A 14,159-nucleotide genomic window follows, 5' to 3' on the forward strand; every position below is an offset into this window, starting at 1 on the left:
ATTACCAGAACTGACTGATTTCTTTGCTATCTTTCGGCAATTCATCGTTGTCGTCTGATGCGATGCATTCTACTTACCTGACGTGATGAGTCAATAAAATTGTTGGCTCACCACGATCGTTTGCCGATTTTTGCAGCGTATCGATCACGGTTCCAGCAGATCGTTGCGTGCCGCGTTCAAATATTGGAACATCGACCAGAAAGTCAGCACCGCCGCGATATACAACAAGCCAATCGCCACATACTCTACGGAGCGATCCGGCCGCCACAGCAAGCCCACCAACGACATCATCTGCGCCATGGTTTTCACTTTGCCGATCCAGGACACCGCCACGCTGCTGCGTTTGCCAATTTCCGCCATCCACTCACGCAGCGACGAAATGATGATTTCACGGGCGATCATGGTGGCCGCCGGCAGCGTGATCCACCAGCTGTGGTAGTGCTCCGCCACCAACACCAGCGCCACCGCCACCATCACTTTGTCCGCGACCGGATCCAAAAACGCCCCGAAGCGCGTCGTTTGTTTCCAGCGGCGTGCCAAGAAGCCGTCAAACCAGTCGGTGACGGCGGCAAACACAAAGATAACGGCGCAAACCATCGGAGCCCAGTTGAACGGCAGATAAAACGCCAGCACAAAGAATGGGATCAGAACTACGCGAAACAGGGTAAGCCAAGTCGGTATATTCAATTGCATAATGCTACGGTAACTATCTGGCTAGAGTGGAAATTAAGAGTATGTTGCTACATTGCCCTCAGTGTTTCAATGCATTGTAGATCTTTTCTGCCAATGCTTGTGAAATACCCGGCACTTTTGCAATTTCCTCCACGCTGGCGTTCAACAAAGGTTGCAGTCCGCCCATATACTTCAACAGCACCTGACGCCGCTTTGGCCCTACGCCCTCAATCAGCTCCAGCGCGCTGGTATTTCTGACTTTCGCCCTTCTCTGCCGGTGGCCGGTAATCGCGTGATTGTGCGAGTCATCGCGAATATGCTGGATCACATGCAGCGCCGGCGAATCCGGCGGCAGCGAAATGCCCTCACCTTCCGGCACGAAGAACAACGTTTCTAACCCGGCCTTGCGGTCGGCGCCTTTGGCGATGCCGATAAGCAGCGGTTTACTCTTATCCCAAGTGACATTCAGCGATTTGAACACCTCGATCGCCATGCCGAGCTGCCCTTTGCCGCCATCGATAAAGATGACGTCCGGGATTTTTTTCTCTTCCAGCGCCTTGCCGTAGCGGCGCTTCAGCACCTGCGTCATCGCCGCGTAATCATCGCCGGGGGTGATGCCGCTGATATTATAGCGCCGATACTCCGAGCGCACCGGGCCATTACCGTCGAACACCACGCACGAAGCCACGGTCTGCTCGCCCATGGTGTGGCTGATATCGAAGCACTCCATGCGGTTGATTTCCGTCAGGTTCAACACCTTGGTCAATTCCGCCAGCCGTTGATGGATAGTCGACTGTTGCGACAGCTTGGTGGTCAGCGCCGTTGCAGCGTTGGTGCGCGCCAGCTTCAGATAACGGGCGCGATCGCCGCGCGGTTTGCTTTGGATCTGAATCTTGCGCCCCGCCAGCTCGGAGAGTGACTCGGCAAGCAGCTCTTTTTCCGGCAGGTTGAAATCCAGCAGGATCTCACCGGGCAGGGTGCGTGCCTGGCTGCCCTGCAGATAAAACTGGCCGACGAAGGTCTGCACCACTTCGCTCATCTCCGTGCCGCCCGGCACTTTCGGGAAATAGCTGCGGCTGCCCAGCACCTTGCCCTGACGGATGAACAGCACGTGCAGACACGCCATACCGGCGTCGAAGGCCACGCCGATCACGTCCAGATCGTCACTGTCGCCCGAGACAAACTGGCGTTCGGTGACGCGGCGCACGGCCTGAATTTGATCGCGAATGCGCGCCGCTTCCTCGAAATTCAGCAGTTTGCTGGCTTCTTCCATACGAGCAATCAGCTGGTGCAACACCTGCTGATCTTTACCGGACAGGAACAGCCGCACATAGTCCACCTGCTGCTGGTATTCCTCTTCGCTCACCAGGCCGGCGACGCAAGGCCCCAGACAACGGCCGATCTGATATTGCAGACACGGACGTGAGCGGTTGCGATACACGCTGTTTTCACACTGGCGGATCGGGAACAGCTTTTGCAGCAGCGCCAGCGTTTCACGCACGGCGTAAGAGTTGGGAAAAGGGCCGAAATATTCACCCTTGGCGTGTTTGGCGCCGCGGTGCACCGCCAAACGGGGGTGAGTATCGGCACTAAGGAAAATCAGCGGATAAGATTTATCGTCTCGCAAAAGAACATTGTATCAGCCGCGATACAATTTAATGTAGTTATGTTCTAACAACAGCGCTTCTGTTTCAGTATGAGTAACAGTTACGTCTATTTGTGCGATATTTTTAACCAGCGTCTCGGTTTTACGGCTGCTGACCTGCTGCCGAAAATAGCTTGCGAGACGCTTTTTCAGGTCTTTGGCTTTACCGACGTAGATCACCGTGCCCGTGGCGTCGTACATACGGTAGACGCCGGGCTGGCTGGTGACGGTACTCAGGAAGGCTTTGGCATCAAAACGGTCATTCACTGCTTAACAACGTCTCCGCATTGAACAATCCATGTCGGATGGCCAGGTGGGTCAGTTCGACGTCGCCGCTGATATTCAGTTTGCTGAACATGCGGTAACGATAACTGTTCACCGTTTTCGGGCTGAGACTCAACTGCTCCGAGATCTCATTCACCTTTTTGCCTTTGGTGATCATCAGCATGATCTGCAACTCGCGTTCAGACAGGCAGCTGAACGGCGTTTCGGCCTGGGGCTCCAGCTGACTCAGGGCCATCTGCTGAGCGATATCAGACGCGATATAGCGCTGGCCCGCATGCACGGAACGCAAGGCGTTAATCACTTCCTGCGGCGCGGCGCCCTTGCTCAGATAACCGGCGGCCCCCGCCTGCATCACCTTCGCGGGCAACGGGTTTTCGGTATGGATAGTCAACATGATGACTTTGACGTCGGGTGCATAACGCACAATCTTGCGCGTGGCTTCCAGCCCGCCAATTCCCGGCATATTCATGTCCATCAGCACGATATCGACAGCGTTGCCACGGCACCATTTTACGGCGTCTTCACCGCATTGGGCCTCACCGACAACTTTTATACCTTTGATATCTTCAAGAATGCGTCGTATCCCTGCGCGCACCAGTTCGTGGTCATCAACAAGAAGAACGCTAATCAAGGAAAAATCTCCAAAAAAAGGGAGTAACGCAATCAGCCTCTGTTTTCGCCAGAGATATTACTTGTTTTTCAGACAAGAATGAACACAGATTAATACATACTTTCGAATAACTTTGCGGAGCAGAGCTAACTTTTCAATTTTAGCCGTCTATGCCGCCAATAAATCGTCACGTCGGAAAAGATCGTGCGACGAAAATAATTTCGTTGCGTCGCGTCAGACACAGGATAGCGCGATAATCATGCAGCGAGGGGGAAATCTGTGTAAGCAATCACGACATGAATAATATTAACACGGTTGCTGGCCGTTTGTAATCATTTGATATTTAAAGACGTAGCAAAAGCCGGCGCCATCGCCGGCCGAACACCCGGCGTGTAAAACTATTATTCTCGGTAGACATCGGCAAAATCAGTGTCAGCCGCCTCAAATAATTATAATAACCCCTAGGGTTCAACAATAACGTACCGGACAAATACTTGTTAACCGCCTCGAAATAACTTACCGATAATGGATGATTCAGACTGACGGTGAACAGGCGCTGCCCACCGGCGTGAGCGGAGCAAGCCCAGTGCAGATGATGGACGCATGCTATGCTATACTCCGCGCCCAGTTAAATTCGCCGCCGCGCGTGGGGTGATGTTTTAACCCGCGCGCGGTGCGCCAAAGCAGCTTGAATCAGGCTACGGCCTCAAAAAATCAGGAGAGAAAATGAGCAACGTTGATTTCACTACGTCTGCAAACCCGGAGATCTTGGCGACCGAGGTTGCCTGCCTCAAAGCCACGCTGACGCTGATCCTGAAGTCGATCGGCCAGGCCGACGCCGGGAAAGTTATCATCAACATGGAACGTTTTATCGCCCAGATTGAAGATCCCACCCAGGCGGAAATCTTCAAGAACAGCATTCAACAAATCAAGCACGCTTACCGTCAGTAAGCATTGCGTCTCAGACCCGCGCTTCATGCGGGTCTGCTTTTCCCCGCGCTATGTCACACCCCATTGATCTTGCTCGTGCTTTCGGGCAGTGTGTTGGCTTTCCCCCACACCCGAGACCATTATGGGTATCCTTGTCAAAGCGCTGATCGGCGCACTGGTCGTGGTTCTGATCGGCCTGCTGGCCAAAACGCGCAACTATTATATCGCCGGTTTAGTTCCCCTTTTCCCCACTTTCGCCCTGATTGCGCATTACATTGTCGGCAACGAGCGTTCCATTGCGGCGCTGAAAACGACGCTGGTTTTCGGCATGTGGGCAGTGCTGCCCTATCTGGTGTATTTGATTTCTCTATATTTCCTGATTAACAGCCTGCGGCTGTCGTTGGCTCTGGGGGCGGCGGTACTATGCTGGATTGCGGCGGCGTGGCTATTAATTACGCTATGGGGATGGTGGCAAGGACGTTAACGCCCCTGCCTGGGCGGATTACGGTCGCCCCGCCTGCAAAACGAAACCACGCTGCCGGTCACCGGCGATACGCAGATAGCGGCTTTCACCGGCGCGCAGCGTCATCGGTATACTGCCTCCGGTGTCACGCCAAATACACAGGTGATTCTCGATCATATCTTGCCCGATACTGACCGTGATATTGCCTGTCGGCACGCGAAACTCTGCTTTTTCTTTCGCCTCCAGCGAAGCGGCAAACGCCCCATTCACATAGACGCCGGTGCGGCAGCTGCCTGCCAGCATTCCGCTGTCGCGTACCACCACCACCGTGGCGTAAGGCGTATCCGGGATATTCTGGTAGAGCATCAGACGGCTTGGGGGCGGTAACTGAGCCTGTTGCGGCGGTATGGCTTGAGTCGCACATCCCGTCAACAGTGCAGAGGCAAATAACAACGCGGCGTAATGCTTCATCCTTGGCTCCTGAAGAAAATAATGTTTATCGTAACAAGAGAATGGCTGCCTCCAGTAGCATTCATGTCGCAGAGACGGAAAAATCGGACAACTTCCCACGCCCCCACCAACCCGCAGGAATAAGAAGATTCTGCATTAAAGCGCTTAAAATAAAGGAGAATCTCGCAAATTTAAAACTTGATCATGCCACGTTGGATATCTGCCGCAAACGCACCGCTGACGTAACTAAAACCATCCGGCGTGACGTAAACCCGAGTATGACCGGTCTCTGATAGCACCGCCACCATATAACCCAGGCTGATCATTTCATGTGAAGGCACGTTCATCGGGGTTAGAAATCCGCGCCCACGGCACCACTGATAAAAGCGAGTTCGCCCATATCCCAACACGGCGCCAACATCAGAGAGGTGCTTAAAAGTATCATAATCCTCTGATGGTGAAGGTAAACCGTCATGACTTTCAGGCGTTTTCTTTATCCCAGACAAAATAAACTCCTTTTTTGACTTTGTCGCGAACGGTTATCCTTCATCTGAACTGAATTTAAAAAATCCAAATTTAAAATGCAAATGAATTCCCTGTAACTGAAAAGTCTTTCATGGATGAAATCTGAAAATAAAACCACAATAAAAAAACAGAAATAAAAAAATAAGGTATTAATACCGGACATTAAATCTTAGGCATGGGTAAATATCCTAAATAGAAATGGCATTAAAATAGGATAAGAAAAAACTTAGCTTGCATATTATTTTTCCTCACACAACGGTGCGAGAATGAACGGATCATTGCACTAAAAAGAGAATGGATGAAACAAGAGGTGCGTCATCTCCCCCCTCGTTGCGAGATGGCAGATCACGACAAGCCCTATCATTTCGGCAGCATCCTCTCTCGACGCGGCGCTACCTCAATCACACCTAAACAATAACCATTATCATTTCCAATTGTTCCGTCAGTTTATTACACTTTCCTACCTCGCCAGTTAGGAACATTCCTAGGCGGCGAGCCTCAGGATAGAGAAAGAGTTAGGGACACCATGAAGAATTGCCGTTATTTGATTGTTTTGCCGCTTTTGATGATGACCGCCTGCACCCAATGGGAAAGACCCGGCGCGGTCGAGAGTACCCGGGATGCCGAATATGCCGAATGCCGTAGCCGCGGCTACGAACGTTTTCCGCCGGACGTGGTGCGGGACGTGGAGTTCAGCTACGAAAACAAATACATCCCTTGCGAGAAAAATAAGAAAGATTGCCCATCGGGATACCGCTATGACAAAGAGCCGTCGATTAAGACGGTGCAGACCGATCGCAATCAGTCCGCCCGAAACGCCACCATCGAAGCCTGTATGTACGGCAAAGGTTGGCGAGAGAAAACCTACTATTGGCCGCAATGGTGATGCAGCGACGTGGGTTTGAGCTGAAACGTCACCGCAGCGACGCGCCATCAATTGTCGTCGTCGCTGCGATGCCCTCCCAGAGCAACCAGCGTTTCCGCTCTGACCGGCGTTAAAGGCACACGCGGTAGCGGTAAAGGCCAGCCCAAAAGCTGCCTTGCCGCCGTCGCACAGACTTTGCCCTGGCAAGCCCCCATGCCACAACGGCTGCTCAGCTTGGCCGTGTTCCAATCTGGCTGATGGCTCACCTGTTCCAGCGTGACGTCTTCGCAGCGACACAGTATCGTTTGCGGTTTGGCCAGCAAATTCAAGCGTTCATCAAGTGCAAAGGTGCTTGCCACCGCCGTGGCGAAACGTCGCCACTGCCGCCGCTGCACCGCCAGGCGCTCTGCCTTTTCCCGCTGCCCAGTGGCGGCATAACCGGCGATAGCGCCTTCAGTGAGCGCCAATTCACTGCCGCCGATGCCGGTACACTCCCCGGCAGCAAAAATTTGCGCCTGGCTGGTTTGCTGCCAATGATCCACCGCTACGGCGTCGTGTTCTATCTGACACCCCAGCAGCATCGCCAACTCAATATTCGCCACCAGACCAAAACCGCAGGCCAACCTGTCGCAGGCGATCGTTCTCTCCCGCCCGCCGTTATTGACGTGCACCGAAGTTAAACGTTCTTGCCCCAACGCCGCCAGTACTCGGCTGCCGGCATGGTAAGGACGCGGCATCAGGGAAAACGCCTGGCGCAGCTTGGCCGGCCAACGCCACAGGCCGCCGGCGAACGCCGCCAACCGCCAAAGCGGCGCCTGTTCCGCCACCAGCACCACCTCGCCGCCGGCCTGTTTCACGCTGTTCGCCACCGCCAGCAACAACGGACCACTGCCGGCGATCGCCACGCGCTCGCCACGGATCGCCAGCCCCTGCTTGATTTGCGCCTGTAGACCACCGGCGCCGGTCACCCCCGGCAGCGTCCAGCCGGGAAACGGCAACAACAGTTCACGCGCGCCATTGCATAAAATCAGCTTTTGATAGCGAATCACGCCGCAACCTTCGGCATCTTCATAGGCCAATCGGTCAACGCCACACTGTGCCACCAGCTTGCAGCCGGACTGTAGCGCAATATTTTCCCTCGTCGCTATCGCCTGCCGATAGCGGTTCGCCGTTTCAGGCAAAGCCACCTGCGGCCCACCGCGCCAAATTTGCCCGCCGGGATGCGGATTATCATCAATCATTCGCACCTGACCACCACTTTCCGCTGCGGCCAGCGCCGCCGCCATGCCGGCCGGCCCAGCACCGACGATCAGCACCTCACAGTCGAAGTTACTCATCATCGCTCCTCTCAATACGCATACCGGCCTGGCACAGCGTCTGGCACGCCAGACGACGCAGACCGTTAATGGTCACCCGGCACTCCTGACAAATACCCATGCCGCAAAAGGGGGCGCGCGCTTGGTGAGAAATCGACAACCGACAACGATCGTCGCCACACAGGCTGAGTGCCGCAGCAACGCTAATGCCAACCGGCACCCGGCAGGGATCGCCATCGATGTTCAACGTGAGCATGTTTTGTCTTTCATTCATACAGGCAGCTCCTCGGCGGCAAACGCCCGCGCCGCCAAATACGGGGTATCGTCAATCTCCGGCGTTTGCCGGCCGATCTGAGCAGCAATCAGCGCGGCGCTGCCGAGGGCAGTCGTGACGCCCAATCCCTCGTGCCCCAACGCCAGCCACAGCCAGGAATGCTGCGGATGCGCGCCTAACAGCGGCAGCCCGTCGGCAGAGGCGGCGCGCAGCCCGGTCCAGCAGCGAATGATGTTCATCTGCGCCAGCGCGGGCAAGAAATGCTGCGCACGTGTGAGCATCGCCGCCAGCAGCGGCATATCCAATGACGAATCGGCGGAATCGAACTGGCGGGAAGAACCGATCAGCCATTGCCCGGTGGGCCGCGCCTGTACATTAAACGCCACCGAGGTGCCGTCGCTGGCATGCGCGCTGGCGCCGTACCCCAGTTCCACCAGCTGATGCCGCACCCGCGGCGGATAACGATCGGTGATCGCCAGGTGGCCCTTCTTGGCACGCAGCAGCGGCTGCGGCAACAAACCATTGGCCCGCAGGCCGCAGGCCAGAACCACTATCGGCGCAGCCAGGCGCCTGCCGTCCGCCAGCCGCACGGCCCCCTCTTCCAGCGCGGCCGCTTCGCCATGCACCACGTCGATCGCCGCACCCGCATCGGCCAGCAGCCAACGCGCCACTTGCGGTGCATACAGAATGCCGTCGCCCGGCACCCGCAGCCCACCGGCCAGGCCGTGCCGCAGCATCGGCTCCATGGCGGCGATCTGCTCTGCCGTCAGCAGTTCTGCGGCCACGCCCTGCTCCGCCAGCCGCGCCCGCTTTTGCTCGGCGCTGGCCATTTCATCCGCTTTATCCGCCAGCCATAGCGTTCCGCAGCCGCGCCAGGCACAGTCTTGCGGCATGCGCCCCGTCACTTCACGCCATAACCGCAGCGAATAAGCGCTCAACGCCAGTTCGGCCGGATTGTCGTCCATGCACACCAAATGCCCCATGCCGGCGGCGGTGGCGCCGGCGCGGCGATCGTCCACCACCGAGACGCGATACCCTTCCCACGCCAGCCGCCAGGCACAGGCGGCGCCGATGATACCGGCCCCCACCACAATGACATCGGCTTTCCGCCCGACGCCCATCAGCGTATTCCCCAGACAAAGGGATCGCGTTCGTCGAGCAACAGCTGGCTATCGGCGCACACATAGGCCTGCCCGCGAATAAAAGGGGTAATGCGATGGCCATTCCGGCGATAGTAGGCCTGAAATTCGCTGCCGATCACGCTGGCCTGGCGCCACAGCGTGTCCGGTGACAGCTTACCGTCCGCCGCCAGACACGCCAGTTTGGCGCTGGTGCCGGTGCCGCACGGGGAACGATCGTAGGCTTTGCCGGGGCACAGCACGAAGCTGCGGCTGTCGGCTTGCGGATCGTCACCGAACAGTTCTATATGGTCTATCACCCCGCCGTCTTCACCGCAGATACCCGCTTGCTCCAACGTCTGCCGCACCGCCCAGGTGAACGCGGTCAACGCCTCCAGATTTTGTTTATCGATGGGCAACGGCGACTCGCCGATCAGGAAGAACCAGTTGCCGCCCCAGGCGATGTCACCCGTCACCGGCCCGTAACCCGCCACCTCAAGCCGCACCTGGCGGCGGTAACGATAAGCCGCCACGTTCTCCACCGTGACGCTGCCGTCCTCGTGCAGCGTGGCGTTTACCGGGCCAACCGGGGTCTCTATCAGGTGACGCCCGGCGTGGATGCGCCCCAGGTGCGCCAGCGAAGCGATCAGCCCGATAGTGCCGTGCCCACACATGCCCAGGTAGCCGCTGTTGTTAAAGAAGATCACCCCGGCCGTGGCCTGTGGCGAACAGGGGCGGCACAGCAACGCCCCCACCAACACGTCGTTACCGCGCGGCTCGAGCATCACCGCACAGCGCCAATCGTCATAATATTGCGCGAAACGCGCCCGTCGTTCCGCCATGCTGCCCTCGCCAAGATCGGGAAAGCCTTCCACGATCAGGCGGGTCGGCTCTCCGCCGGTATGAGAATCGATCGCCCGCAAAGCGGTGATATGCGCAGAAAGTACCATCGGCGTCTCCTGAGTTAATGAGATGTTACCAATGGCATTAGCCTGAACGAATGTGGCCATTACGGCTTGATGCGTTTCGGCGCGGCGAATGAAGAAATCAGCACAGTGATAAAAGTCAGGCCTGACGCGTCACGGGCACGCCTTTAACGAAAACCATAACAATAACCTATTTATCATGACGTTACTTTCATGCTAAACCTCCACGTGGCGAGAAGTGCCGCAGTTTTCAAGTAACCGCCACGCACCGCACGGCAAAAGTATGCGGCAATCCGCATATTTGGCAGGCGGCCGGAAATAGCGCTTGATTTGTTAAAGAAAAGTTAATATTGATGCGAAGACATCAACCCGATCCGCCTATTTTTCCGGCTAACGACCGAAAAGGGACTGCTATGCGATCCACTTCAGACTATCAGCCTCCGGTTTCTCTCTCGCCGCCTTCGCTTGTGGGGCTGCCGGAGCAGGAGGACGTTTTTGCCGTTGAACATCTGTCGCGCCTGTGCGACGGCCTGGCGCAGCAGCGCCCGAACAACCTGCGCGATCTGCTGAATACGCTGGCGCTGATCGCGCCGCTGCTGAACGCGATCCCCAACGTGGTGTTCTTTATCAAAGACGCCCAGGCTCGCTACCTGCTGGCCAACCTGACGCTGGCCAGGCGCTGCGGTTTCAAAACCGTCACGCCGCTGCTGGGCAAGACCTCCGCCGACGTTTTTCCCGCTCAGCTCGGGTCCGGCTACACCGAGCAGGATCTGCGGGTATTGCGCCACGGCGTGCTGATCCAGGATCAGCTGGAAATGCACCTGTACAACGGCCGCGAAACCGGCTGGTGCCTGACGCAAAAGCTGGCGCTGTACGACGCGCAGGGAAAAATCATCGGCATGGCGGGTATTTCTCACGATCTGCAGGAAGCTAAGGCCAATCACCCGGCCTACCAACGGCTGGCGGCGATCGACGTGCACATCCGCCGCCACTACGCACGGCCGATCGCGCTTGAGGAGCTGACGGGGCTGACCGGCTTGTCGGTGGCGCAGATCGAACGCTACTGCAAACGTATCTTCCACCTCACCCCGCGCCAGATGATCCACAAAGTACGGTTGGAAAAGGCCACGGAACTGCTGGCCGGCGATCTGCCGATCACCGACATCGCGCTGCTGTGCGGCTACACCGATCACAGCGCCTTCAGCCGTCAATTCAAAGCGATGACCGGGTCTACACCGCGCGATTTCCGCCTGACGATTTCCGCTTAATGATCTGATTTATCTGGTTAATACTCCTCTGTTCACGGTGCGCCGGCGCCCGGTTTTTTCACGCCCGCTTTTCGGCGCCATTGTGCCAATTTCGTCGCGGCAATCGGCGAAAAGCGTCAAGCCTCCCCGCGCAATACCGGTCAATCTGTCGGTGAGCCTTACCAAAGATTCACTTTTCATTAACACTTTCGGACGACAGGACAAACACGATGAGCCATAAAGCCATAAGCTGGAGCGGCGTATTCCCGGCGGTGACGACCCAGTTCCGCAACGATTTCTCTCTTGACCTCGACGCCACTCATACGGTGATTAAAAACCTGGTGCGCGACGGCGTCTCCGGCCTGGTGGTGTGCGGCACCGTCGGTGAAAACACTTCGATGACGGTGCAAGAAAAGCTGGCGGTGATCGAAGTGGCGAGAGACGCCGCCGACGGTAAAGTACCGGTGATCGCCGGCATCGCCGAGTTCACCACCGCCTTCGCACAGAACATGGCGCGTGAAGCGCAAAAGGCCGGCGTCGACGGGATTATGGTGATGCCGGCGCTGGTCTACTCCGCCAAGCCGCACGAAACCGCCACGCACTTCCGCAGCGTCGCCGGCGCGACCGATCTGCCGATCATGGTCTACAACAATCCTCCCATTTACAAAAATGACGTCACGCCCGACATCCTGACCTCGCTGGTCGACTGCGAGAACATCGTGTGCTTCAAAGACTCGTCGGGCGACACCCGTCGCTTTATCGATCTGCGCAACGAAGTCGGCGATCGCTTCGTGCTGTTCGCCGGGTTGGACGATGTGGTGCTGGAAAGCATTGCCGTTGGTGCGCAAGGCTGGATCTCCGGCATGTCCAATGCCTTCCCGCGCGAAGGGGAAACCCTGTTCCGGCTGGCGCAGGAAAAACGCTATGAGGAAGCGTTGGCGCTGTACAGCTGGTTTATGCCGCTGCTGCACCTCGATGCCCGCCCCGATCTGGTGCAATGCATCAAGCTCTGCGAACAGCGGGTCGGCCGCGGCAGCGCCGTCACTCGTCCACCGCGCCTGGCGCTGCAGGGCGAGACGCTTACCGAGATCAACGCCGTGATTGATAAAGCGCTGGCCACTCGCCCTGCGCTGCCGAACGTCGGCCTGTAACGCCTTCGCCGCCCGGCCATGCCGGGCGTCATGCTTTCTCTACCGGGGGAACCGATGCCCAACGATCGCTCTGCCGCCATCAGCGGCCAACAATTTATCGGCGGCCAACGCCGCGCCGAAGGGGAAGCGGTGCTGCTCAGCCTGCGCGCCGACGACGGTCAGCCGACCGGCTACCGCTTCCACCAGGCCACGGCCGCTGAAACCGCCGCCGCCGCAGAAGCTGCCGCTGCGGCCTTTGCGCCTTATTCGCAGCTCAGCGCGGAACAACGCGCGAACTTTCTCGACGCTATTGCCGAGGAGCTAGACGCGTTGGATGAGGCTTTCTTCGCTTTCGCCATGCAGGAAACAGCCTTGCCGCCGGCGCGGTTGAGCGGCGAACGCACCAGAACCAGCGGCCAGATGCGGCTGTTCGCTACGCTGCTGCGGCGCGGCGACGTCGAGGGCGTGCGCATCGACTGCGCGCTGCCGCAGCGTTCCCCCCTGCCGCGCCCCGACCTACGTCAATACCGCACGGCGCTTGGCCCGGTGGCGGTATTCGGCGCCAGCAACTTCCCGCTGGCGTTTTCCACCGCGGGCGGCGATACCGCGGCCGCGCTCGCCGCCGGCTGCCCGGTCGTGTTCAAGGCGCACAGCGGCCATATGATCACGGCCGAACTGACCGCTCAGGCGATCGAGCGCGCCCGGAAACGCACAGAGATGCCCGCCGGCGTCTTCAACATGATCTTCGGCAACCGCGTGGGAGCCGACCTGGTGCAACATCCGGCGATTCAGGCCGTAGGATTCACCGGCTCGCTGCAAGGCGGCCGGGCGCTGTTCAATATAGCCATGCAACGCCCTCACCCTATCCCGGTCTTCGCCGAAATGTCGAGCATCAACCCGGTCGTGATCCTGCCACAGGCGCTGGCGCGGCGCGGGCAGCACATCGCGCAGGAACTGGTCTCTTCCTTCACGCTCGGTTGCGGTCAGTTCTGCACCAAACCCGGCGTGATCGTCGCGCTGCGTGGCGCCGCCTTCGATCGGCTGGCCGAAACGATGAGCGCCTTGGTCAACGCCGCCGAGCCGCAGCCGATGCTGAATGCCGGCACGCTTGAGCACTACCGTCACGGGCTGGCGGCCCTCGATGCGCACCCGGGTATGCGCCGTCTGGCGGGCCGCAGCGAAACGCCCCCTCATCGGGCGACGGCACAGCTGTATCACGCGGAGGAGGCACTGCTGCTGCAGGCCGATCCCCTGCTGCAACAGGAGGTCTTCGGCCCGGCCAGCATCCTGGTCGCTGTAGATAGCGAAGCACAGCTGCATGCGGCGCTGGCGGCATTGCAAGGTCAGTTGACCGCCACGCTGCTGGCGGATGACGGCGATCTCGATATGGCCGCCGGGCTGACGACACTGTTGGCACGCAAAGCCGGTCGGGTGCTGTTCAACGGGTATCCGACCGGGGTGGAAGTGTGCGACGCCATGGTGCACGGCGGTCCCTACCCGGCGACCAGCGACGCACGCGGCACCTCGGTAGGCACGTTGGCCATCGAACGTTTCCTGCGGCCGGTCTGTTTGCAAAACACGCCAGCGGCGCTGCTGCCGCCACCGCTGCAGGATGCCAACCCGCTCAACCTGCGACGGCTGGTGAACGGCGTTTTCACCCGAGCCCCCCTGGTTTCACCTGCCCAAAATTAGCCCGGCCGCAT

Annotated in this window: 14 protein-coding genes and 1 pseudogene; 6 read left to right on the forward strand and 9 right to left on the reverse strand. The window is 58.2% G+C overall.

Annotated elements, in window-relative coordinates:
• Positions 1-144 precede the first annotated feature (144 nt).
• The 3 genes and pseudogenes from pgsA to uvrY all read right to left on the reverse strand — a co-directional run bounded on the left by pgsA (position 145) and on the right by uvrY (position 3,233).
• On the reverse strand, positions 145-693 hold the full coding sequence (gene pgsA / locus FUU19_RS05835; RefSeq protein WP_004927937.1) for a CDP-diacylglycerol--glycerol-3-phosphate 3-phosphatidyltransferase: 549 nt from the start codon (positions 691-693) through the stop codon (positions 145-147).
• A gap of 58 nt (positions 694-751) precedes the next feature.
• Positions 752-2,584, reverse strand: a pseudogene (uvrC, locus tag FUU19_RS05840) (excinuclease ABC subunit UvrC).
• Positions 2,577-3,233, reverse strand: coding sequence for a UvrY/SirA/GacA family response regulator transcription factor (gene uvrY / locus FUU19_RS05845; RefSeq protein ID WP_004927947.1), 657 nt, complete (start codon positions 3,231-3,233; stop codon positions 2,577-2,579). Before uvrY ends, uvrC begins: the two are co-directional and overlap by 8 nt.
• Before the next feature lie 705 nt (positions 3,234-3,938).
• Here uvrY and FUU19_RS05850 point away from each other — a divergent pair.
• Together FUU19_RS05850 and FUU19_RS05855 are read left to right on the forward strand one after the other, a co-directional pair.
• Positions 3,939-4,163, forward strand: a complete 225-nt coding sequence (locus tag FUU19_RS05850) for a DUF2594 family protein (RefSeq protein ID WP_004927950.1) — start codon at positions 3,939-3,941, stop codon at positions 4,161-4,163.
• Positions 4,164-4,284: 121 nt separating this feature from the next.
• Complete coding sequence (locus FUU19_RS05855) at positions 4,285-4,626, forward strand: GlpM family protein (RefSeq protein ID WP_197832758.1); 342 nt, start codon at positions 4,285-4,287, stop codon at positions 4,624-4,626.
• Positions 4,627-4,644: 18 nt separating this feature from the next.
• Here FUU19_RS05855 and FUU19_RS05860 read toward each other — a convergent pair whose 3' ends face one another.
• Both FUU19_RS05860 and FUU19_RS05865 read right to left on the reverse strand, forming a co-directional pair.
• On the reverse strand, positions 4,645-5,076 hold the full coding sequence (locus FUU19_RS05860; RefSeq protein WP_141969617.1) for a hypothetical protein: 432 nt from the start codon (positions 5,074-5,076) through the stop codon (positions 4,645-4,647).
• Between the two features lie 170 nt (positions 5,077-5,246).
• Positions 5,247-5,561: a hypothetical protein gene (locus FUU19_RS05865; protein ID WP_141969619.1), complete on the reverse strand. Its 315-nt coding sequence runs from the start codon at positions 5,559-5,561 to the stop codon at positions 5,247-5,249.
• 545 nt (positions 5,562-6,106) lie between these two features.
• Between FUU19_RS05865 and FUU19_RS05870 the strand changes: the two genes are divergently transcribed.
• Positions 6,107-6,466 (forward strand): hypothetical protein, encoded by a 360-nt coding sequence (locus tag FUU19_RS05870; RefSeq protein WP_141969620.1) that lies wholly within the window; start codon positions 6,107-6,109, stop codon positions 6,464-6,466.
• Positions 6,467-6,513: 47 nt separating this feature from the next.
• On the opposite strand, the gene FUU19_RS05875 is transcribed toward FUU19_RS05870, so the two are convergent.
• From FUU19_RS05875 to FUU19_RS05890, 4 genes are read right to left on the reverse strand one after another with little or no spacing between them, the layout of a single operon-like run.
• The gene (locus FUU19_RS05875) at positions 6,514-7,782 is read right to left on the reverse strand and encodes an FAD-dependent oxidoreductase (protein WP_230507090.1); all 1,269 of its coding nucleotides are present in this window, start codon (positions 7,780-7,782) and stop codon (positions 6,514-6,516) included.
• Positions 7,775-8,035 carry a (2Fe-2S)-binding protein gene (locus FUU19_RS05880; protein ID WP_141969624.1) on the reverse strand — a complete coding sequence of 87 codons (261 nt, stop codon included), beginning with the start codon at positions 8,033-8,035 and terminating at the stop codon, positions 7,775-7,777. Before FUU19_RS05880 ends, FUU19_RS05875 begins: the two co-directional genes overlap by 8 nt.
• Entirely contained in the window at positions 8,032-9,156 is a 1,125-nt protein-coding gene (locus FUU19_RS05885; RefSeq protein ID WP_141969625.1) for an NAD(P)/FAD-dependent oxidoreductase, read from the reverse strand. The genes FUU19_RS05880 and FUU19_RS05885 overlap by 4 nt, the downstream gene beginning before the upstream one ends.
• Positions 9,156-10,103 (reverse strand): 4-hydroxyproline epimerase, encoded by a 948-nt coding sequence (locus FUU19_RS05890; RefSeq protein ID WP_141969627.1) that lies wholly within the window; start codon positions 10,101-10,103, stop codon positions 9,156-9,158. The genes FUU19_RS05885 and FUU19_RS05890 overlap by 1 nt, the downstream gene beginning before the upstream one ends.
• Before the next feature lie 389 nt (positions 10,104-10,492).
• On the opposite strand from FUU19_RS05890, the gene FUU19_RS05895 reads away from it, so the two are divergent.
• The 3 genes from FUU19_RS05895 to FUU19_RS05905 all read left to right on the forward strand — a co-directional run bounded on the left by FUU19_RS05895 (position 10,493) and on the right by FUU19_RS05905 (position 14,148).
• Positions 10,493-11,347, forward strand: coding sequence for an AraC family transcriptional regulator (locus FUU19_RS05895; RefSeq protein WP_141969630.1), 855 nt, complete (start codon positions 10,493-10,495; stop codon positions 11,345-11,347).
• A gap of 209 nt (positions 11,348-11,556) precedes the next feature.
• Positions 11,557-12,477, forward strand: a complete 921-nt coding sequence (locus FUU19_RS05900) for a dihydrodipicolinate synthase family protein (protein ID WP_141969632.1) — start codon at positions 11,557-11,559, stop codon at positions 12,475-12,477.
• Positions 12,478-12,531: 54 nt separating this feature from the next.
• Positions 12,532-14,148, forward strand: a complete 1,617-nt coding sequence (locus tag FUU19_RS05905) for an aldehyde dehydrogenase (NADP(+)) (RefSeq protein WP_230490315.1) — start codon at positions 12,532-12,534, stop codon at positions 14,146-14,148.
• The last annotated feature ends 11 nt before the right edge of the window (positions 14,149-14,159 follow it).

Origin of the sequence: Serratia montpellierensis (assembly GCF_020858655.1) — a bacterium.
Lineage (GTDB): Bacteria > Pseudomonadota > Gammaproteobacteria > Enterobacterales > Enterobacteriaceae > Serratia > Serratia montpellierensis.